Source organism: Schaalia meyeri, assembly GCF_900105015.1.
Taxonomy (GTDB): Bacteria; Actinomycetota; Actinomycetes; order Actinomycetales; family Actinomycetaceae; genus Pauljensenia; species Pauljensenia meyeri.
On record NZ_FNLK01000015.1, the window covers coordinates 134,548 to 154,365 of the forward strand.

The following is a 19,818-nucleotide window of genomic DNA, read 5'->3' on the forward strand; positions in this document are numbered from 1 at the left end:
TTGCCAGGCTACCGCATCGCCCGGCCCCGGTGCTGGATCCGCGCCGCTTTGGTAGCTTGATCACGGGATGAGGCGGCCCCTTGCCCCGCGATTTCGCGTCACTCGCGGGACTCTTCGGGGGCGTTGCCGCCGTCGGCATCCGCCGCCTCGTCTTTAGCGGCGTCGGCCAGACCGGCCTCCTCGGCGGTCGCGTCCTCGTCATCTTCATCACCCGCAGAATCGGAGCTGCGGGTGATCGCGATGATGCGGTCCCCGTCGTCCGGTCGGGCGAAGATGACGCCCATGGTGTTACGGGCGGTGGGCCTCACGTCGGAGGCGTTGACCTGGACGAGCTTGCCGGACTCCGTGATGACCATGACGTCCTCGTCGGGCCGCACGACGAGGGCTCCGACCAGCCCGCCGCGCTCGTCGACGAGCTTGCCGACTCGCACGCCGAGCGTGCCGCGCGACTTGGTCGGGTATTCCTCGACGGGGGTGCGCTTGGCGTAGCCGGTTTCCGTGACGATCAACAGATCCGTGTCCTCGTGGGGCACCTCCATGGACAGCAGCTCGTCGTCGCCGCGGAACTTCATGCCGCGCACGCCGGAGGTGGACCGTCCCATCGCGCGGAGTTGGTCATCGGTGGCCGTGAAGCGCACAGCCTGGCCGTCGCGCGACACCAGGATCAGGTCCTCGTCGGCCATGACGACCTGCGCGGACACCAGCTCGTCGGATTTTCCTTCCTCGTCTTCGCGCAGGTTGATGGCGATGATACCGCCGGATCGGGGCGAGTTGTACAGGCTGAGGGGGGTCTTCTTCACGAGGCCCCGCTTGGTGGCCAGGACCAGGTAGTCGGCGTCCTCATAGGTGCGGATTGCCAGGACCTGTGCGATGTGTTCGTCGGGCTGGAAGGCCAGCAGGTTCGCGACGTGCTGCCCCTTGGCGTCGCGGCCGCCCTCGGGTATCTCGTAGGCCTTCGCGCGGTAGACGCGCCCCAGGTTGGTAAAGAACAGCAGCCAGTGATGCGTGGTGGTGACGAAGAAATGTTCCACCACGTCGTCGCCCCGCAGCTGGGTGCCGCGCACGCCCTTGCCGCCGCGCTTTTGCGAGCGGTAGTTGTCCGTGCGTGTCCGCTTGGCAAACCCGTCGCGTGTGATGGTGACCACGACGTCCTCTTCGGGAATCAGGTCCTCCATCGACATGTCCCCATCGAAGGGCAGGATGCGGGTACGGCGCTCGTCGCCGAACTTGTCGACGATCTCGGTGAGCTCCTCCGAGATGATCGCCCGCTGGCGCTCGGGGGTGCCCAGGATGTCATTGAGGTCGTCCACGCGGGCTTTGAGCTCGGCGTGCTCGTCCATGATCTTTTGGCGCTCCAGGGCGGCCAGGCGGCGCAGCTGGAGGGCCAGGATCGCGTCGGCCTGGACAGTGTCGACGTCGAGCAGGTCGATCAGCCCGGCGCGGGCCTCGTCGACGGTGGGGGAGCGACGGATGAGGGCGATGACATCGTCCAGGGCGTCGAGTGCTTTCAGGTAGCCCTCCAGGATGTGCAGGCGCTCAAGGGCCTTGCGCAGGCGGAATCGCGTGCGGCGCACGATGACGTCGATCTGGTGGGTGATCCAGTGGCGGATGAATCCGTCGATCGAGAGGGTGCGGGGCACGCCGTCGACCAGGGCCAGCATGTTCGCGGAGAAATTTTCCTGCAGGGGAGTGCGCTTGTACAGGTTGTTGAGAACGACCTTTGCGACGGCGTCACGCTTGAGGACGATGACCAGGCGCTGGCCGGTGCGGCCCGAGGTTTCGTCGCGGATGTCGGCGATGCCGCTGATCTGTCCGTCGCGCACCAGCTGGGCGATCTTGTCGGCCAGGTTGTCGGGGTTGACCTGGTAGGGCAGTTCGGTGACGACCAGGCACTGGCGTCCCTGGATCTCCTCTACGTTCACGACCGCGCGCTGCGTGATGGAGCCGCGGCCCGTGCGGTAGGCGTCCTCGATGCCCTTACGGCCCAGGATGGTGGCGCCGGTGGGGAAGTCGGGTCCGGGGATGATGGTCAAAAGCGCTTCGAGCAGCTCTTCGCGGGTGGCCTCGGGATGGGCGAGCGCCCATTCGACGCCGCGCGCGACCTCGCGCAGGTTGTGCGGCGGGATGCGCGTGGCCATGCCGACGGCGATACCTTCGGAGCCGTTGGCCAAAAGGTTCGGGAAGCGGGCGGGCAGGATGGTGGGTTCCTTGTTACGTCCGTCGTAGTTGTCCTGGAAGTCGACGCATTCTTCGTCGATATCGCGAACCATTTCCATGGCCAGGGGCGCCATCTTGCATTCCGTGTAACGGGGGGCGGCGGGACCCAGGTTGCCCGGGGTTCCGAAGTTACCCTGCCCGGCCACCAGCGGGTAGCGCATCGACCAGGGCTGCACCAGGCGCGCCAGGGCGTCGTAGATCGCCGCGTCGCCGTGCGGATGGTAGTTGCCCATGACCTCACCGACGACGCGGGAGGACTTGGAGAAGGAGGAGGTGGGCCGGTATCCGCCGTCATACATGGCGTACAGGACGCGGCGGTGGACGGGCTTGAGGCCATCGCGCACGTCCGGCAGGGCGCGTCCGACGATGACGCTCATGGCGTAGTCGAGATAGGAGCGCTGCATTTCTTTTTGCAGGTCGACCTGTCGGATGCGCTCGGTCTCCGAGATGTGTCGCGCGTCCGTAATCTGCTCGTCGCTCACTTTTTTCCTTACGTTGTTCCTGCTTGATCACGGCCCGCGGCGGGGGCTTGCAGCCGCGGGCCGGTGGTGGTTCTCTCAGATGTCGAGGAAGCGCACGTCGGTGGCGTTGCGCTGGATAAACGTGCGGCGCCTGTCAACGTCGTCGCCCATGAGGATGGTGAAGGTTTCGTCGGCGTCCGCGGCCTCGTCCAGGGTGACCTGCTTGAGGATCCGATGGTCGGGATCCATGGTGGTTTCCCATAGTTCATGATCGTTCATTTCGCCGAGGCCTTTGTAGCGCTGGATGGCGCCCTCCTTGGGCAGGCGGTGGTTTGCCGCCGCGCCTGCCGCGAGCAATTCGTCGCGTTCCCGATCGGAGTAAGCGAACTGGTGCTCGGCGTTGGTCCACTTGATGCGGTACAGCGGGGGCATCGCGATGAAGGTGTGGCCGCCTTCGATGAGGGGCCGCATGTAGCGGAACAGCAGGGTCAGCAACAGGGTCGCGATGTGCTGGCCGTCGACATCGGCGTCCGCCATGATGACAATCTTGCCGTAGCGCAGTTTGGAGATGTCGAAATCCTCACCGATGCCCGTGCCGAAGGCAGTGATGAGGGAGCGGATCGTGTCGGAGGACAGGGCTCGATCCAGGCGCGCCTTTTCAACGTTGAGGATCTTGCCTCGGATCGGCAGGATCGCCTGGTGTTCGGGGTCGCGGCCACCGACCGCGGAGCCGCCCGCGGAGTCACCCTCGACGATGAAGATCTCGCACTCAGAGGGGGTGCGGGACGAGCAATCGCGCAGCTTGCCGGGCATGGAGGCGGATTCGAGGACACCCTTACGCCTCGTGGCCTCACGTGCCTTGCGTGCGGCGACGCGCGCGGCCTGGGCAGCCTGTCCCTTGGCGATGATGGCCTTCGCGTCGGCGGGGTGCGCGTCAAACCAATCGGTGAGCTTGGAGTAGACCTGCTGTGCCACGAAGGTGCGCGCCTCAGTGTTGCCGAGCTTGGTCTTGGTTTGTCCTTCGAACTGGGGTTCGGTGAGCTTGATCGAGATGACGGCGGTCAGGCCTTCGCGCACGTCGTCGCCCGTGAGGTTATCGTCCTTGTCGCGGATGATCCCCTTGTCGCGGCCGTAGCGGTTGACCAGGGAGGTCAGCGCCGTGCGGAAGCCCTCCTCGTGCATGCCGCCCTCGGTCGTGTTGATCGTGTTGGCGAAGGTGTGGACCGAGGAGGAGTAGGCGCTGGTCCACTGCATGGCGATCTCGACGCTCATGGTGTCCTCGTCGTTCTCGGCCTCAAAGTCGATGACCTCTTTATTGATCGTGTCGGTCTTCTTGGCCGAATCCAGGTATTCCACGTAGTCGCGCAGGCCGTGTTCGTAGCGGTAGGAGACCGTGCGATGCCCCTTCGTTTCCCTGTCCGAGGCCGCCTCTTTGCCGGCGATCTCGTCGCCCTCGTCGGTCGCGAACTCGCGTTCGTCGGTCAGGGTGATGCGCAGGCCCTTGTTGAGGAAGGCCATCTGCTGGAAACGCTGGCGCAGGGTCTCGAAGTCGAATTCGACGGTTTCAAAGATCGTGGGATCCGGGTAGAACACCTGGGTGGTGCCCGTCTCGTCGGTTTTTTCGCCGCGAACGAGCTCGGTGATAGGGGTGCCGCCGTTTGCGAACGACATGCGCCACACGTAACCCTGGCGGCGGATTTCCGTGTTCACGCGGGTGGAGAGCGCATTGACGACGGAGATGCCGACGCCGTGCAGGCCGCCGGAGACGGCGTATCCGCCGCCGCCGAACTTGCCGCCGGCGTGCAGGATCGTCATGACGACTTCGACCGTGGGTTTGTGTTCCGTGGGGTGTTCATCGACGGGGATGCCTCGGCCGTTGTCGACGACCTTGATGCCGCCGTCGGCCTGGATCGTGACCTCGATATGGTCCGCGTAGCCTGCCAGGGCCTCGTCAACGGAGTTGTCGACGACCTCGTACACCAGGTGGTGCAGGCCGCGCTCGCCGGTGGATCCGATGTACATGCCCGGGCGTTTACGCACGGCTTCCAGGCCCTCGAGGACAGTGATGTCCGATGCGCCGTAGGTCTGTTTGCCTTCGGCGTTCTTCTCGTTGTCAGCCACGTGGCTCCCCTCGCATTGCGCGAAAATCATGTTTAACCTTGCAGATTCTATCAAAAATGGCGGTTCTACCCCGGATTGACAGGCGCGGAGGGTTACTTTACAAACTGTGTGATTTCAACGAAAAACCCACTGTGACCAGTCACATTTCAATTGTGACGGTGGGAACGAACAGGGTCGCCCTCCATGAGGAGGGCGACCCATCGTGCTCAGGCAAAAGGCGCCACGCGTGCCCATCGGCACCATTTTGCGGATCGCCTGCGCGGACGCCCCGGCGAACCCTTCACCGAATCACTTCGGCTGCCACGTCCAATACTCCATCTTCTGTCCCTTCGCTTCGAGAACCATCCAGCTCATGTCACGGAACTCAACCGGAGTGTTCTTCTTAGGGGCTTTGTAATAGGCAACGAGTTCGCCGGACTTCCCCGGTTGTACATCCTCCAAGCCCGGAACCAGCTCGTAGTCTTTGGGCGCGGACACGAACAGGTAGCTGGCATGCTCGAGGCTCTCCCCGTTCTGGTAGGGCTTCACGTACTCAAGGGTCGGTATCGTCTCTTTCTCGTTATTGTGCACGCGATAGACGACCCGGATAGTCTCATCTTTGTTATCGTCCTGCGGGCCACTCTCGATGCTGACGATGTCAAAGGTGACGTTTGAGCCATAAACCTGCTGGCTGTGGAGCGCCCCCGAGGAGCCTCCGTTTCCGTTCGCGGGTGCGGAGGAATCGGCACCCGGCGAGGAGTCGGCACTCGGTGAGGAACCGGCATTCGGTGAGGAACCGGCATTCGGATCCGACGATCCGGAACCCGACATGGCCCACACGACCCCGCCAACGACAATGGCAAAGACGACGAGACCGGCAACGATGCCGATGATCAAAGGGGCTTTCGACTTACCTTTCTGCGGGGGAGCGCCCTGGGGAAAACCACCTGGCTGACCGTAGCCCTGCGGAAAACCGCCCGGCGCCTGTCCGCCGTAGGGATCAGGCCCATAACCCTGCTGGCCCTGCGGATAACCCGCCTGAGGCTCCCCCTGGTACTGCCCGGGGGCGTAGCCACCCGGCTGACCGTAACCTGGCTGGTAGCCTCCGTATCCGGCCTGCTGGCCCTGCCCGCCGTAGGGATCAGGCCCATAACCTTGCTGCCCCTGCGGATAACCACCCCAGCCTTTACCATCTTGCGGCGCGTATGGATTGCTCATTTTTTCTCCTCAACAGGCCCCAAAAAGAGCGGGCCAACAGGCATCAGCGTAGCAAACTCCGTCGCACCGCAGGGGGCTCATCGGGGGTACTCTTACCCGAGCGTCCTATCCGTAGTCGGCCCGTGGTCCGCGTCCGCGCACCACGTACGGGCCTTTCCTCCAGGAGGGGGCGACGGGACCGCGGATGATGACCTGTTCGACCACGCCGGGGCCGACTTCCTCGACGATGCGCCTCTCGATCGTGGGCAGCAGAAGCTGGAGCTGCTTCGCCCAAGCGGTGGAGTCGGTGCGCACGATCAGTCGGTGTCCTTCGAAAGTTTCTATGCGGGCGTGGTCAGCAACTTGGGGTCCAACGATGGTCCTCCACTGAGCCATGATGGACCCCATTTTGGTGGGGGTATCCCAGGCACGCGAGCTGATGGTTTTGGCCAGGATGGCGCCCAGGGAGTTCGCCCGCCTGTAGCGCGGGCGCATGGCGGCCAGGCCGGGTGAACGGCTCCACGACGCGCCGGTGGTGGCCAGCGCTCGGCGCAGCGCATCAAGGTCGCCTTCGGGATCCTCGTCGGGGGATGGGGGCGTTGATCCGAGGCGGCCCGCGTGCCCGTACGCGGCGGCTCGGGCGGTCGCGCGCGCCGCCGCTCCATCTTCGTCGCCCAGACGGCCCAGTCCGTCGGTTTCGATGGCGGCGTATTCGCTGGATCCGTCGAGGGTACGGCGAGGCCGCGTTTCGTTAAGCCCCCAGGATGGCAGGGTGGATCGCGTATAGCCGTGACCTCGCGCGACTCGTTGAGCTCGTTCGAGGGCGCGGACGACGAATTCGTCGGCGTCATCGGCCTGTGTCACGATGCCGGGATCGTTCGCGCGCGCCGAGGCGTCGGAAAGATGTGCGCTGTCAGCCATGTTCAGCCCCTTCGATGATCGTTCCCCGATCAGGATCGAGACGCACATGCAGGGTGTGGTGGTCCAGCGTGGGGGGCAGGTCCGCAGCGACGGCGCAGGTGACGATGATCTGCTCCGCTTTCGAGGCCAGGGCGGCCAGGCCGGCGCGCCGCGAAGAATCGAGTTCGGCGAAAACGTCGTCGAGGATGAGAATGGGGGTTTCTTCGCCGTCGGTGAGCAACTCGAAGGCGCCCAAACGCAGGGCGAGTGCGACGGACCAGGATTCGCCGTGGGAGGCGTAGCCCTTGACGGGCATAGATCCCAGACTGAGGACGAGGTCGTCGCGGTGCGCCCCCACCAGGTTGACGCCGCGTTCTGTTTCCTTTTCGCGCACGTGGGCCAGGGCTGCGAGCATCCGATCGGTCTGCGCATCCACGTCACTCAGGTCTGCGCTGGCAAGATTGCCCGGATCCGTGCCGATCACACGGTCGACGGAGGCATCGAAGACCAGTTGCAGGTGTCGGGGAGAGTCGGCCACGTCGTCGTAGGAGCGAGCGGCCAACGCCTTAAGGTCGCTCACGATGGCGGCCCTGGTCGCTGTGATCCGGGCGGATAGCGCGGCAAACTGGCAGTCCCACACGTGAAGAGTCGACAGGTCGGGGACTTTCCCCCTGCGCACCGCTCCCTGCGCGCTCTTCATGAGAGCTGCCCGTTGGCGGGCGACGCGATCAAAATCCGAGCGCACGGAGGCGTGCATGGGGCGCAGCTGGGTGGCCAGATCGTCCAGGAAAGCGCGCCTCACGGAGGGATCGGAGCGCACGAGCGACAGGTCCTCAGGGGCAAAGACGACCGTGCGCACGATTCCCAGGATGTCGCGGGGTTTCACCTGGGCCCTGTTGATGCGTGCCCTGTTCGCTTTTCCGCGCACGATTTCGAGCTCGACCACCTGCTCGCGGCCCGAGGCCACGACACGCGCGCGGATGACGGCCCCGCCCGGGACTGCATCGGCCTCGTCGGTGGGGACGCGCACGAGCGCGGTCTCCGCGCCCACCCTGTGCGACGAGAACGTGGACAGGTAGGCCAGCGCCTCGACGACGTTCGTCTTACCCTGCCCGTTCGCGCCCACCAGGACCGTGGTTCCGGCGGGCAGCTCAACAACTCCGTGCTTCCACGAGCGGAAGTCGTCGAGAGCCAGGTGGGAGACGCGCACGTCAGACGCCGAAGCGGATGGGCATCAGCAGATAGCGGAACTGCGTGACCTCGCCCTCGTCGGCTTTCCTCTGGCCGGTGATGACGGCCGGCTTCGTGGAATGGGTGAAGCCGAAGCGAACGAAGTCGGTGTCCAAGACCTGCAGGCCGTCGATGAGGAACTGCGGGTTGAACGCGGTCGAAATATCGTCGCCGTGCAGGGTTGCCTCGATGGCCTCGGAGGCCTGGGCGTTGTCGCCCTGTCCGGCCTCGAGAACCAGCTGGCCGGCGGTGAAGGCCAGCCGAACAGAAGTTTTGCGCTCGGCAACCAGGGACATGCGCTTGACGGCCTCCAGCAGGGCGTGGCGGTCGACGACGGCCTGGATCGGCGTCGATTCGGGAAAGAGGCGACGCACCGCGGGGTAGTCGCCGTCCATCAGGGTCGAGGTGGTGCGGCGTCCCGCGGCGGCAAATCCGATCAGCGATGATGATCCGGGCTGGGTTTCGCCAGACAGGCCGACCTCGACCTTCGCGCCGGAGGTCATGGACTTGGCGACGTCCTGGAGGATGCGCGCTTTAACCAGCGCGACTTCCTCGATCGAGGTGTCGGTGGGCTCCCAGTCGAGCTCGCGCATGGCCAGACGGTAGCGATCGGTGGCCAACAGGGTGATAGCGGGGCCGTTGATCTCGATGCGAACCCCCGTCAGCAAAGGCAGCGTATCGTCGCGCGAGGCGGCGATCGAAACCTGCGAAACGGCCTGAGAGAGCGTGGCGGAGTCGATGGCGCCGATTACCTGCGGCTGTGCGGGAAGCAGCGGGTATTCGTCGAGGGGCATGACGGCCAATGTGAAGTGGGAGGACCCGCACACGAGGGTGACCTTCTGACCGTCCAACTCGACGGATACAGGCTTAGCGGGCAGGGACTTTGAGATGTCGGCCAAGAGGCGACCGGACACCAGCACCTCGCCGGCCTGGTCGACAGTCGCGGGAATGTGGGAGTTCGCGGACACCTCGTAGTCGAACGAGGACAGCGTTAACTCGTCACCTTCGGCCTTGATGCGCACGCCTGCCAAGATCGGCGACGCCGGGCGCACGGGGAGTGCGCGGGCGGTCCACGAAACGGCTTCGGCCAGAACATCGCGGGCGACGGTGAACTTCATAGCTGCCTCCAAAACACAAAACGGATCGAGGACTACTTTACCCATATGTGCACCGATGCGGGGCGCGATCACGGCCTGGCGGGCCACACCTGAGCCCGAGGCTACTGTACGGTGGCCTGTGAAAATTCAATGTCTTTGAACTAGCCCTCCATCATAAGGGCTGTTAGTTCTGTGGAAAACTGTCCTTTTCGGCGAAAAATCGCGGAAATTACTGTGTTGTAATCCCGGGATGCGGATGTGGATCTCTCACGTACTCATGTGGATAGACGAAACGACAATTTTTTGAGATCCACACCGAGTGTCCGCTTCTCCACAGGCACCCGGCCCTCGTCCACCAGATTTTCACAGCTCCTGTGAATGTGGCGCGGGCGTCGACTTTCGTGTGTGCCCCCTGGGATTTCACGATTCCCGGGCCTTTTGCTTAATGCGGTTTGTAAGCTCCGACACATGGTTGAAGGTCTCGCGCTTCTCCTTCATCAGCTTCGAGATTTTCTTGTTCGCGTGCATGACCGTCGTGTGGTCTCGGCCGAAGGCCTGTCCGATTTTCGGCAGCGACAGGTCAGTGAGTTCGCGGCACAGGTACATGGCGATTTGGCGGGCCTCGACCACGTTGTGGCTGCGTTCCGAGGAACCCATCTGATCGATCGTTACGCCGAAGTAGACGGCGCACTGGCTCATGATGAGGCTGACCGTGATCTCGTTGTCGTCGGGGTTGGATACGAAGTCTTTGAGCATCATCTGCGCCAGGTTCAGGTCGATGCGCTCCTGATACAGGGAAGCCCACGCCCCGATGCGCACGAGTGCGCCCTCCAGTTCGCGGATGTTGGAGGAGATGCGCGAGGCCACGTATTCAAAGACTTCGGGCGTCACCTCCAGGCCTTCCGCGTCCGCCTTCTTGTGCAGGATCGCGATGCGCGTCTCCAGGTCCGGCGGCTGCACGTCCACGAGCAGACCGGAGGAGAACCGTGACCGCATGCGGTCCTCGAAGCCCCTGAGCTGGGCGGGCGGCAGGTCGGAGGTCAGGACGATCTGCTTGTTGGCGCTGTGCAGCGCGTTGAATGTGTGAAAGAAACCCTCGACCGTCTGTTCCTTGTCGCCGATGAATTGGATGTCGTCGATGAGCAGGATGTCGAGCTCGCGATAGCGTCGGTGAAAGGCCTCAACCTGTGAGTTGTCGGTCTTGTTGAGGCGGATCGCGTTGATGAACTCGTTCGTGAACTCTTCGGAGTTGACGTAGCGGACCTTCAGGTGGGGCATCATCGACAGCGCGTTGTGGCCGATGGCCTGCAGCAGGTGAGTCTTGCCCAGCCCCGAGTCGCCGTAGATGAACAGGGGGTTGAACGCGATGCCGGGCGTTTCCGAGGCTGCCAGGGCGGCGGCGTGCGCGAAACGGTTGGACGGGCCGATCACGAAAGTATCGAAGGTGAACTTTGGGTTCAGGTGGGTTGGTCCCGAGTCCGTGGGCGAGGTGACCAGGGCGGGGGAGTGATCCTCCCGCTTTGGCGTCGGCGGTTGCATCGCTTCCCTTTGCGGCTTGGGCGAGGCCTTGGCTGGGGGCGGCTCCTCCTCGTCGGTGACGACCTCCAGCGAGGGGTCGACGGTGATGGCGATTCGTACCGTTCGGCCCAGGTTTACAGAGAGCGCGGTCGTGAGCTTGGACTGTGCCTTGTCTTCGATCCACTGTTTCGTGAATCCGTTGGGAACAGCCAGGAGGATGGTGCCCTCGATGTCACCGAGGGGCCGTGCGGAACGCAGCATGGAAGCGGCGACGGGACCCAGCTCGTCGGTGGGGACTGCGGCGAGGGCGGCAGCCCACGCGCGTGTGAGGGAATCCGACTCCACGGCGACCTCCGGACAACTAATCGGTGAGTTAGGTCACGACGTTTCTGTTCCGTACGTGACCGATGCGTACCTCCGCAGTGTAGCCCGCGTACAGTGTTATGCACAGACTGGGGATGAAGCTGTGGAGAACCTTCATGGAATCACAGTTTTGTAGTTACATCTTTGGGTCCGCGTCAGCGTGCGGAAACGAAAAGTGAATATGGCCTGTGGATAAACCCCCTCATCCACGAACTGTGGACGATGGTGATCCACAGCGATTTGCACAGCTGTGGATGCTGTGTGTGACGCGGTGCGTAACGTTGCCGCGTTGACTAGCTGCCCGGATCCGCTTAATCTTGGTTTTTGTTTGCGCCCATTTTGGGCGTGCGTCCCCAGCTGCCGCCCCTCGTGGGCGGGCAGCCGAACCGAAAACGAGTGGGAGACCACTGAGCCGAGGAGAATCGCCGTGACCACCAAGCGGACCTACCAGCCCAACAACCGTCGTCGTTCCAAGACGCACGGTTTCCGCCTGCGCATGTCGACCCGCGCCGGCCGCGCCATTCTGGCTGCCCGCCGTCGCAAGGGCCGCGCCAAGCTGTCCGCCTGAGACACCCCGGTGCTGCCGCGCGCGCACCGCATGGTTGACCCAGCGGACTTTATCGCCGCGATCCGGCACGGAGCGCGCGCAGGGGATCCGCTGGTTGTCGTCCACGTCCGAGCCGACGAGGAGCGCAACAGCCGCCTCGTCGGTTTCGTCGTACCTAAGCGGGAGATTAAGCGCGCCAGCGGACGCAACCGCGTCAAGCGGCAGCTGCGGAACCTCATGCGGGGTCGGATCGAGGACCTGCCCGAAGGATGCAGGGTCGTCGTGAGGGCTTCCTCCCAGGCCCTGGGAGTCCCCTCGAAGGAACTCGGTTCCCACCTGGACCGCGTGATGAGGCGAGCGTGGCGCAAATGGGATGCGCGATGAGCGCCGTGAGCCGCGCCTTTGGCGCGATAGTCTCAGCGCCTATCCTCGTCTACCAACGCTTCATCTCACCGGCTTTTGGCCCCAGGTGTCGTTACGCCCCCAGCTGCTCCACCTACGCGCTCCAGGCCATCCGCACCCACGGACCGATCAAGGGACTGATACTTTCATCCTGGCGGCTCCTGCGGTGCAACCCCTGGAGCCTGGGAGGGGTAGACCACGTGCCCCGGCGTGGGAGGTGGAAGCCGGACCCCTGGGTCCCGCCCGAGGACTGGGCCGGGCACGACAACTGGGTTCGTCCAGCCCCGATGGGACTCGACCCCATAGACGATGACCGAGGAACCGACCAGGGCCTCGGACCACTGAGGAATAATGAAACAGCGGCGCAAAAGCGCCACGGCGAAAGCGAATAGTTCATGTTCGATGCAATTCTCCACCCATTCGCGTGGGCCATCTCCTACCTGTGGGTGTGGATCCATAACCTCCTGGTGATGCTGGGATTCTCCTCCGGCTCCGGCGTGGCGTGGGTCCTGTCCATTGTGCTGCTCACCATCCTGGTGCGCATCGCCATCATTCCGCTGTTCCTCAAGCAGATCCGGTCCTCGCGCGCCATGCAGGCCATCCAGCCTGAAATGCGCAAGATTCAGGATAAGTACAAGGGCAAGAAGGATCAGGCCAGCCGCCAAAAGATGATGGAGGAGACGCAGGCCCTGCAGCGCAAGCACAAGGTCTCACCCTTCGCGTCGTGCCTGCCGATGCTGGTGCAGATGCCCGTCCTCTTCGGCATGTACCGCGCCATCATCGCGGTTTCCTCGATCGCCTCCGGCACGTACACCTACCGCGGAGAGCCCACGGATCACCTGGGTCCCCTCAACTTAGCCGTCTCCTCAGAGATCGTGAACTCGACCGTCTTTGGCGTGCCCCTGTCGCACACCATTCGCGATTCCTCCGGCGAGCCCGTGAGCATTGCCGTCTTCGTCGTCGCGATCGTCTTGATGGTCGTTCTTCAGTTCGTGTCGATGCGCCTGTCCTTCTCGCGCAACATGCCCGACATGGGCGACAATCCTATGGCCCAGTCACAGCGGTCCATGATGTATGTGATGCCGTTGATGTTTATCTTCTCCGGTGTCTTCTTCCAGATGGGTGTCGTTATCTACACCGTGACCGCATCGTTCTGGGCACTCGCCCAGGCCTACTGGACCATCAAGGTTATGCCCACGCCGGGTTCTCGCGCCTATGTCGACCTGCTTTCCTCGCGCGAGGCCGCCTACCAGGAATGGGCCAAACCCTTCTTCCAGGACTACGACCGCGAGCGAGCGGGCCTCGGTAACCCCGCCACCGACCCGCGCGTCGACGAACTCAACGAGCGCACGCTCGCCGAGGTTCGCTCCAAGGCCAAGAAGCAACACGTCGCATCCGACTTCCCCGCCTCCATGTCGGTCGGCGAGATCATCACGGTCTACCGCAACCTGGCCAGCCAGAAGTGGACCACCCTGCCCGACGAACAGTGGATGCGCGGGCTGCGTGCGGCCGTCGACAAGCGCATCGCAAAACAGGAAGCGTCCGCCCAGCGTGCCGAAATGCAAAAGAAGGTCCGCAACCGCCGCTCCCTCGAGCGCGACGCCGCCAAGGCCTCGGCCGATGCGTCCGATGGCACCACGGATAGCGGACACGGCTCGCTCAGCGCCGAAGAGATCGAGCGCCGCCGTGTCGCGCGACGTAAGGCGCGCCGCCGCTCCGGAAACAAGCGCTGACCACCACAGTTTTCCGGTCCGGGCACTCGAGGGTAACCTTGAGACCAATACGACCCCATTCCCCACCACGGAGGAGACGTCATGAGTGACGACAACGCAGGTAAGCTCACCCGCCTCGAAGAAGAGGGTGATCTCGCCGCCGACTACCTGGAAGAGCTGCTCGACATCGCCGACCTGGACGGCGACATCGAGATCGACGTCGAGAACGGTCGTGCATCGGTCGAGATCGTCGCCGACGACCCCGAGGCGCTCGACCGCCTGGTCGGTGAGGACGGAGAGGTCTTGGATGCGCTCCAGGAGCTGACCCGCCTGGCCGTTCAGACCGAGACCGGCGAGCGTTCGCGTCTGATGCTCGACATCGCCGGATTTAGGGCCGAGCGTAAGGAAGAGCTTCAGGACATCACGCGCGAGGCCATCGCCCAGGTGCGCGCCAGCGGGGAGGCCGTCAAGCTGGAGGCCATGAACCCCTTTGAGCGTAAAGTCTGCCATGACGTGGTCGCCGCCGATGGGCTCACCTCCGAGTCAGAGGGTGTTGAGCCACACCGGCGCGTCGTTATCCTGGCCCCGGATTTAGACGGTGAGTGAGGAATCGAAGGGAACGGTCAGGGGTCGTCAAGCAGGCGACCCCTTCGTTCCAGAAGAACCCACCAGGGCCGTCCGGGGCTTTTTCGGATCGGCTTTCTCTGATATTTGCGAGTACGCGCGGATGCTTGAGGAGGAAGGCGAGATCCGGGGCCTTCTTAGCCCGCGCGACATGGAACGTATCTGGTCCCGGCACATCGTTAATTCGGCGGCGGTGCTGGATTTTATGCCGCGCAGGCAGGAGCGCCAGGTGCTGGACATCGGTTCGGGGTCGGGCCTACCCGGCATCGTGATTGCCGCGTGCCGTCCCGACCTTGACGTGCACCTGGCCGAGCCCATGGCGCGACGCGTCGAATGGCTGATGGACGTGGTGGAGGATCTGGGCCTGGATAACGTCACGATTCATCAGGCTCGCGCTGAGGAGTTGCGCGGCAAAGGTAAGGCGGACGTGGTGACTGCTCGGGCCGTGGCCAACATGAGCAAGCTCGTTCGCATGACCTCGAAGCTCATCGCTCCGGGTGGATCGCTCGTGGCCCTCAAGGGCAGGCGTGCGCCGATCGAGGTCGAGGAGGCATCCGGCGAGCTGCGCCGACATCACCTGCGTGCTCAGATACACGAGGTTCCATCCATCATGGAGGATGAGTCCACCTACGTGGTGGTGTGCACGCGCATCAAGTAGGGAGCTTCCGCGCGAGGGAGAAGTATCACGGAGCGCGATAGCCTTCGTTTGTTGTGATCTGAAACACAATATACTGTTCTCTCAGATCGTTTCGTTGCTCGACTGCTTCGAAGCCTTTGTTCGTTCGGCCAGGAGAATTGATCCTACAGAACGTTTTTTCTGGCATTTTGGTGTGCGGGCACGCGATTATGTGCACCTTCATGCATCACGGGCTTTCGATGATGGAAGTGCGTCCGTCTCCCCGTAGACTAGAGGCAGAACTTAGGAAGGTGTCATGAGCAATAACAACACCCCTCTGTCTACTCAGATCGAACGTAATCTGCGCGATTTGGAGATCCTTGAGGGTGCCGAGTTTCCTAAGCCCGAGGCGACGCGCATCATCGCGGTGGCAAATCAAAAGGGCGGAGTTGGCAAGACGACCTCAACGGTGAACCTTGCCGCCGGTTTGGCGCTGGGTGGTTTGACGGTCCTCGTTGTTGATGCGGACGCGCAGGGTAACGCATCCAGTGCGCTGGGGGTTCCGCATTCGGCCGGCACGCCATCGACCTACGATGTGATCATCGGCGGCGCGCGTGTCGAAGACGTTGTTCAGCAGTGCCCCGACATTGACGGCATCCTCGTTAGCCCCGCGACCATCGACCTGTCCGGCGCCGAGATCGAGCTTGTGGATGTGCCTCATCGCGAGTATCGGCTGAACGTGGCGCTGCGTGAGTACGTGGCGACGCATCGCGACGTCGACATCGTGCTAATCGACTGTCCTCCGTCACTTGGTCTGGTGACCCTCAACGTCATGGTTGCCGCTAACGACGTTCTGATTCCCATTCAGGCTGAGTACTACGCGCTTGAAGGGTTGAGTCAGCTGTGGAACACGGTTGAACGCATCGGCGTTGATCTGAATCCCGGCTTGCGGGTGTCTGGAATGCTGCTGACCATGGCCGATAAGCGCACCCGCCTGTCGGAGGAGGTCGAGGATGAGGTTCGCACGCACTTTCCAGATCAGACTTTTCAGACCGTCATTCCCCGTTCCGTTCGCATCTCCGAGGCCCCCAGTTACGGTCAGACGGTCATCACCTACGACGCGCGGAATAATGGCGCGATAGCCTACCGCAAGGCGGCGCTCGAGCTGTGTCGACGGCTGGCGGATAGTGGCGAGTGATTGTTTCACGTGAAACATTGCGACCGTCACCGTCGTCTATCCGGCCTGGCACCTACTGACAACACCTGTGGATATAGCTGCAAGATAGTGATCAACGGCGCTCCCGAGCTGAGCGCGCGGCATTGTTTCACGTGAAACAATGGATCGACGTAATTGAAGGAGTATTGCAATGGCGGATGCATCATCGAAGTCTGAGGGTCGGAAGGCCGCTCGCAAGCACAGTGGACTGGGTCGCGGTCTCGGAGCGCTGATCCCTCAGGCTCCCGAGCAGACGTCGCAATCAACGCGTTCGACGCCTTCGCGCCCGCTCGACGTCTTCTTTCCTGAGGGATCGTCCGCGCGCGGCAGGGGAGGCTCCGCGAAGGATCTTCTCCAGCCCAAGCGTGCCGGTGCCTCGTCACAGAAGAAACGCCCGGCGATGCCACCCGTTGATGCTGGCGCGGCCGGTCGAAAGGCCAAGGGGGACGGGGGTTTCAGTGATGGAAACGGTACCTCGCATCGGAGGCGCGGCGACATCGCCACGTCCGCCGGTGATCCGTCACGCTCCGTCTCAGACCGCGTTCACGAGCGCGAGGATGTTTCACGTGAAACATCTGACGAACGACAGCTGCTGCCGGTTCCCGGCGCCTCCTTCGCCGAGATTCCTATCAATCAGATCGTTCCCAACACGAAGCAGCCTCGCGAGGTGTTCAACGAGGAGGATCTGAAAGAACTGGCGGCCTCAATCAGGGAGGTCGGCGTTCTTCAACCCGTCGTCGTCCGCAGCATCCCTGCCACGGGTCGTTCCGCAAAACTCAAGAAGTTCCTCGCTGACAAGCCCGAAGCGCGCTACGAGCTGATCATGGGTGAGCGTCGTCTGCGCGCCTCGGAGCTCGCGGGCGAAACAACGATTCCGGCGATCATCAGGGAGACCGAGGACGGGGATCTGCTCCGTGACGCGCTCCTGGAAAACCTGCATCGGGCTCAGCTCAATCCGTTGGAGGAGGCCAGCGCGTATCAGCAGCTCATGGCGGATTTCGGTGCGACTCAGGAGGAGCTGGCAAAAAGGATCGCACGCTCACGCCCGCAGATTGCCAATACTCTGCGCCTTCTGAAACTGCCGCCGTCCGTCCAAAAGAAGGTGGCCGCGCAGGTGATCACCGCGGGACATGCCCGCGCCCTGCTGGCCCTGCCCAGCCCCCAGGAGATGGAACGGTTGGCGGAGCGTATCGTAGCGGAGGGGCTCTCGGTGCGTACCACCGAGGAGATCGCCCGCCTGGGTAAGGTGAAGGCTGCCTCGCGCCCGCGCCCCCGCCAGCAGCGCCCGCTGTCGCCGCTGGGGGAGAGCGTCGTGTCTGCCCTATCCGACGCCTACGATACGCGCGTGTCCATCACCGAGGGGCGCAAGAAGGGGCGAATCGTCATCGAATTCGCCGGCGCAGATGACCTCCAGCGGATTGCGGATCTCATTCTGCGCTGACTGAACTTTATACGTCTTTTCGCAGGTCAGGCGGGGTATGTTTCCAATCATACATTTTCCGCACTATTCTGCGATTCTTTCAACGCTTAGACTACTTCTACAGGGTCCGCCGGTGGGCCCGCGCAGTACCAGAAGGAGCGAAAGGCATGAACGCCCAAGGCAGTTCGCGCACCGTGCTTTTCGATGTCGGAGGGGTCCTGGTGGACTCTCACCCCGATCCGCACATCATCGCCGAGATGCTTGGCGACGGCTCGCGTGCCTTGACGTCGCTGGTCGATCAGGCGATATGGACGCATCGAGGCGACTATGACGCGGGCTTGCCGGATCGTGAGTTTTGGGATCGGATTGCGGGTGACTGCGGAAAGCCGGAGCCGACCAAGGAACTTTTGAGCGCTCTGGTGGCGCTGGACGCGTCGCGCATGGCGACCGCAAACGGACAGACCCTGGGTCTGGTTCGTCAGTTGCGTCAGCAGGGCGTTCGCGTGGGTATCTTGTCGAACGCGCCCTATCCGATTGCGAAGGCGATTCGGCGATCGGAGTGGGGCAGGCTCTTCGATTTCTTCTCCTTCTCCTGCGACTACGGAATCTGCAAGCCCGCGCGCGGCATCTATCGGGACGTCCTGCATCGCATCAACACGCCTTACGAACAGGTGGCGTTCATCGACGATCGGCGCGAAAACGTGCGCGCCGCCGAACTGATGGGGGTTCAGGGCATCGTCTGGAAGGGCGTGGAGCATGCACGCGAGCGCTTGGAGCAGCTGGGATTCCTGGCCTAACGCCCGGAAGGGCAGCTGCAGCCACGCGTCGCGGGCACTACAGCTGTTTTGCCGCGTTTGAGGATATATCAGCGTTCATGGCATCCAGTCGGGCGACGTCGTTTGTCCCGTGCATCAGTCGGCCCAATCACGCATCGGATTCGCACCAGCGTTTCGCTCCGCACTGTCTCTCGCGTGGCGCACATTCTGTGCCTCGCTGCGACTCTGCTGCTCGAAAGCCCAGCTTCACGTGACTCGGGCAGCGCCCGGTGGGTTCCTCGGACTCTAATCAATCCCATTGTTTCACGTGAAACAATGAGCCCGCCGGGAGGATGTATCCCCCGGCGGGCCCCAAGTCTGTCGGGCGTCAAACTACCCTCTCCGCCGTTCTTACTGTGCGTCCTCCTGGGAGTCAGCCACGGCCCGGTCGGCATCCTGGGGATCTGAGGAGACCACGCGGCCGGCGGCGACGAAATCAACGATGTCGGCGCACAGATGGGCGAAGGAGGAATCGTTGAGCGCGTTAGCTGCCTGAGGCAGGAGCGAGGTGTCCGTCATGCCGGGGGCAACGTTCGCGTCGATGAACCAGCAGGTTCCCTCACGGTCAACCACGAAGTCCATGCGCGACAGGTCGCGCAGACCCAGGGTTGTGTGGGCCTCGACCGCTGCGGCCTGCAGGTCTGCGAGCGTTTCCTCGGATAAACGGGCGGGGACAAAGTACTCGGTTTCGTCGGTCGTGTAACGGGCGTCGTAGTCGTAACGGCCACCGTCCGTAGAAATCTCGACGGGGGGCAGGGCGATGGGCCCGTCACTCAGATCGATCACGGAGACGGCGACATCGCGCCCGTCGATGCGCTGCTCGACCATGAGCCGCTGCCCATAAGCGAAGGCATCCACCATCGAGCGACGCAGCTGGTTTGCGTCGTGCGCCGTCGAAATGCCCAGCGCCGAGCCACCATCCGTGGGCTTAATGACGACGGGGAAGGACACGGAATCCTCCAGGGCGCTGAGCACGTTGGATGCCCCCAGCTGGCGGAAAATTGCCTGCGGAAGCGTCACCCACCCCGGCGTCGCCATGCCGGCAGAACCCAGCAGTGCCTTCGCGGTGGGCTTGTTCGAGGCAAGCATGGCCTGAACGGACGAAGAACCCACGAAGGGGATGCCGACGGACTCCAAGAACGACTGCAGGGAGCCGTCCTCGCCGATCGAACCGTGCACCAGGGGCCACACGACGTCGGGTGCGAAAGATCTAATTGCCTCGCTCAGCGAGGCGTTGACGTCGGAGCGCATGACCTCGTAGCCGAATTGAGTAAGGATATTGGCGACGCGGCGACCCGAACGGACCGACACGTCACGCTCGTGAGTAAGTCCGCCGGCGATGATGAGAACTTTCGTGGCCATGGGTGGTTTCTCCTAACGTTA

Annotated in this window: 17 protein-coding genes; 9 read left to right on the plus strand and 8 right to left on the minus strand. The window is 63.2% G+C overall.

Annotated features, from left to right (window positions below):
- Positions 1-98: 98 nt before the first annotated feature.
- The 7 genes from gyrA to dnaA all read right to left on the minus strand — a co-directional run bounded on the left by gyrA (position 99) and on the right by dnaA (position 11,065).
- A complete protein-coding gene (gyrA, locus tag BLT68_RS08730; RefSeq protein WP_050695498.1) occupies positions 99-2,699 on the minus strand; it encodes a DNA gyrase subunit A in 2,601 nt (866 codons plus the stop codon).
- Positions 2,700-2,774: 75 nt separating this feature from the next.
- A complete protein-coding gene (gyrB, locus tag BLT68_RS08735; protein WP_070778466.1) occupies positions 2,775-4,799 on the minus strand; it encodes a DNA topoisomerase (ATP-hydrolyzing) subunit B in 2,025 nt (674 codons plus the stop codon).
- Positions 4,800-5,087: 288 nt separating this feature from the next.
- Positions 5,088-5,996, minus strand: coding sequence for a DUF5067 domain-containing protein (locus BLT68_RS09040; RefSeq protein ID WP_082175934.1), 909 nt, complete (start codon positions 5,994-5,996; stop codon positions 5,088-5,090).
- Between the two features lie 105 nt (positions 5,997-6,101).
- The gene (locus BLT68_RS08750) at positions 6,102-6,896 is read right to left on the minus strand and encodes a DciA family protein (protein ID WP_074633715.1); all 795 of its coding nucleotides are present in this window, start codon (positions 6,894-6,896) and stop codon (positions 6,102-6,104) included.
- Positions 6,889-8,085, minus strand: a complete 1,197-nt coding sequence (gene recF / locus BLT68_RS08755) for a DNA replication/repair protein RecF (protein ID WP_074633717.1) — start codon at positions 8,083-8,085, stop codon at positions 6,889-6,891. The genes BLT68_RS08750 and recF overlap by 8 nt, the downstream gene beginning before the upstream one ends.
- Before the next feature lies 1 nt (position 8,086).
- Positions 8,087-9,223 carry a DNA polymerase III subunit beta gene (gene dnaN, locus BLT68_RS08760; RefSeq protein ID WP_050695503.1) on the minus strand — a complete coding sequence of 379 codons (1,137 nt, stop codon included), beginning with the start codon at positions 9,221-9,223 and terminating at the stop codon, positions 8,087-8,089.
- Positions 9,224-9,622: 399 nt separating this feature from the next.
- On the minus strand, positions 9,623-11,065 hold the full coding sequence (gene dnaA / locus BLT68_RS08765; RefSeq protein WP_074633719.1) for a chromosomal replication initiator protein DnaA: 1,443 nt from the start codon (positions 11,063-11,065) through the stop codon (positions 9,623-9,625).
- 445 nt (positions 11,066-11,510) lie between these two features.
- On the opposite strand from dnaA, the gene rpmH reads away from it, so the two are divergent.
- The 9 genes from rpmH to BLT68_RS08810 all read left to right on the plus strand — a co-directional run bounded on the left by rpmH (position 11,511) and on the right by BLT68_RS08810 (position 18,417).
- Positions 11,511-11,651 carry a 50S ribosomal protein L34 gene (gene rpmH, locus BLT68_RS08770; RefSeq protein ID WP_009212821.1) on the plus strand — a complete coding sequence of 47 codons (141 nt, stop codon included), beginning with the start codon at positions 11,511-11,513 and terminating at the stop codon, positions 11,649-11,651.
- A 9-nt stretch (positions 11,652-11,660) separates the two neighbouring features.
- Positions 11,661-12,014: a ribonuclease P protein component gene (gene rnpA / locus BLT68_RS08775; RefSeq protein ID WP_050695505.1), complete on the plus strand. Its 354-nt coding sequence runs from the start codon at positions 11,661-11,663 to the stop codon at positions 12,012-12,014.
- Positions 12,011-12,424: a membrane protein insertion efficiency factor YidD gene (gene yidD, locus BLT68_RS08780; protein WP_083332408.1), complete on the plus strand. Its 414-nt coding sequence runs from the start codon at positions 12,011-12,013 to the stop codon at positions 12,422-12,424. The genes rnpA and yidD overlap by 4 nt, the downstream gene beginning before the upstream one ends.
- A gap of 3 nt (positions 12,425-12,427) precedes the next feature.
- Positions 12,428-13,765 carry a membrane protein insertase YidC gene (gene yidC / locus BLT68_RS08785; protein WP_074633720.1) on the plus strand — a complete coding sequence of 446 codons (1,338 nt, stop codon included), beginning with the start codon at positions 12,428-12,430 and terminating at the stop codon, positions 13,763-13,765.
- A gap of 81 nt (positions 13,766-13,846) precedes the next feature.
- Positions 13,847-14,350 carry a Jag family protein gene (locus BLT68_RS08790; RefSeq protein WP_050695507.1) on the plus strand — a complete coding sequence of 168 codons (504 nt, stop codon included), beginning with the start codon at positions 13,847-13,849 and terminating at the stop codon, positions 14,348-14,350.
- Positions 14,343-15,026 (plus strand): 16S rRNA (guanine(527)-N(7))-methyltransferase RsmG, encoded by a 684-nt coding sequence (rsmG, locus tag BLT68_RS08795; protein WP_070778435.1) that lies wholly within the window; start codon positions 14,343-14,345, stop codon positions 15,024-15,026. Before BLT68_RS08790 ends, rsmG begins: the two co-directional genes overlap by 8 nt.
- Positions 15,027-15,300: 274 nt before the next feature.
- Positions 15,301-16,182 (plus strand): ParA family protein, encoded by an 882-nt coding sequence (locus BLT68_RS08800; RefSeq protein WP_050695509.1) that lies wholly within the window; start codon positions 15,301-15,303, stop codon positions 16,180-16,182.
- Between the two features lie 169 nt (positions 16,183-16,351).
- Positions 16,352-17,641, plus strand: a complete 1,290-nt coding sequence (locus BLT68_RS08805; RefSeq protein ID WP_074633722.1) for a ParB/RepB/Spo0J family partition protein — start codon at positions 16,352-16,354, stop codon at positions 17,639-17,641.
- A gap of 146 nt (positions 17,642-17,787) precedes the next feature.
- The gene (locus tag BLT68_RS08810; protein ID WP_070778437.1) at positions 17,788-18,417 is read left to right on the plus strand and encodes an HAD family hydrolase; all 630 of its coding nucleotides are present in this window, start codon (positions 17,788-17,790) and stop codon (positions 18,415-18,417) included.
- Between the two features lie 369 nt (positions 18,418-18,786).
- Here the strand turns inward: BLT68_RS08810 and BLT68_RS08815 are convergent, their stop codons facing one another.
- The gene (locus BLT68_RS08815; RefSeq protein WP_074633724.1) at positions 18,787-19,797 is read right to left on the minus strand and encodes a D-alanine--D-alanine ligase family protein; all 1,011 of its coding nucleotides are present in this window, start codon (positions 19,795-19,797) and stop codon (positions 18,787-18,789) included.
- Positions 19,798-19,818 lie beyond the last annotated feature (21 nt).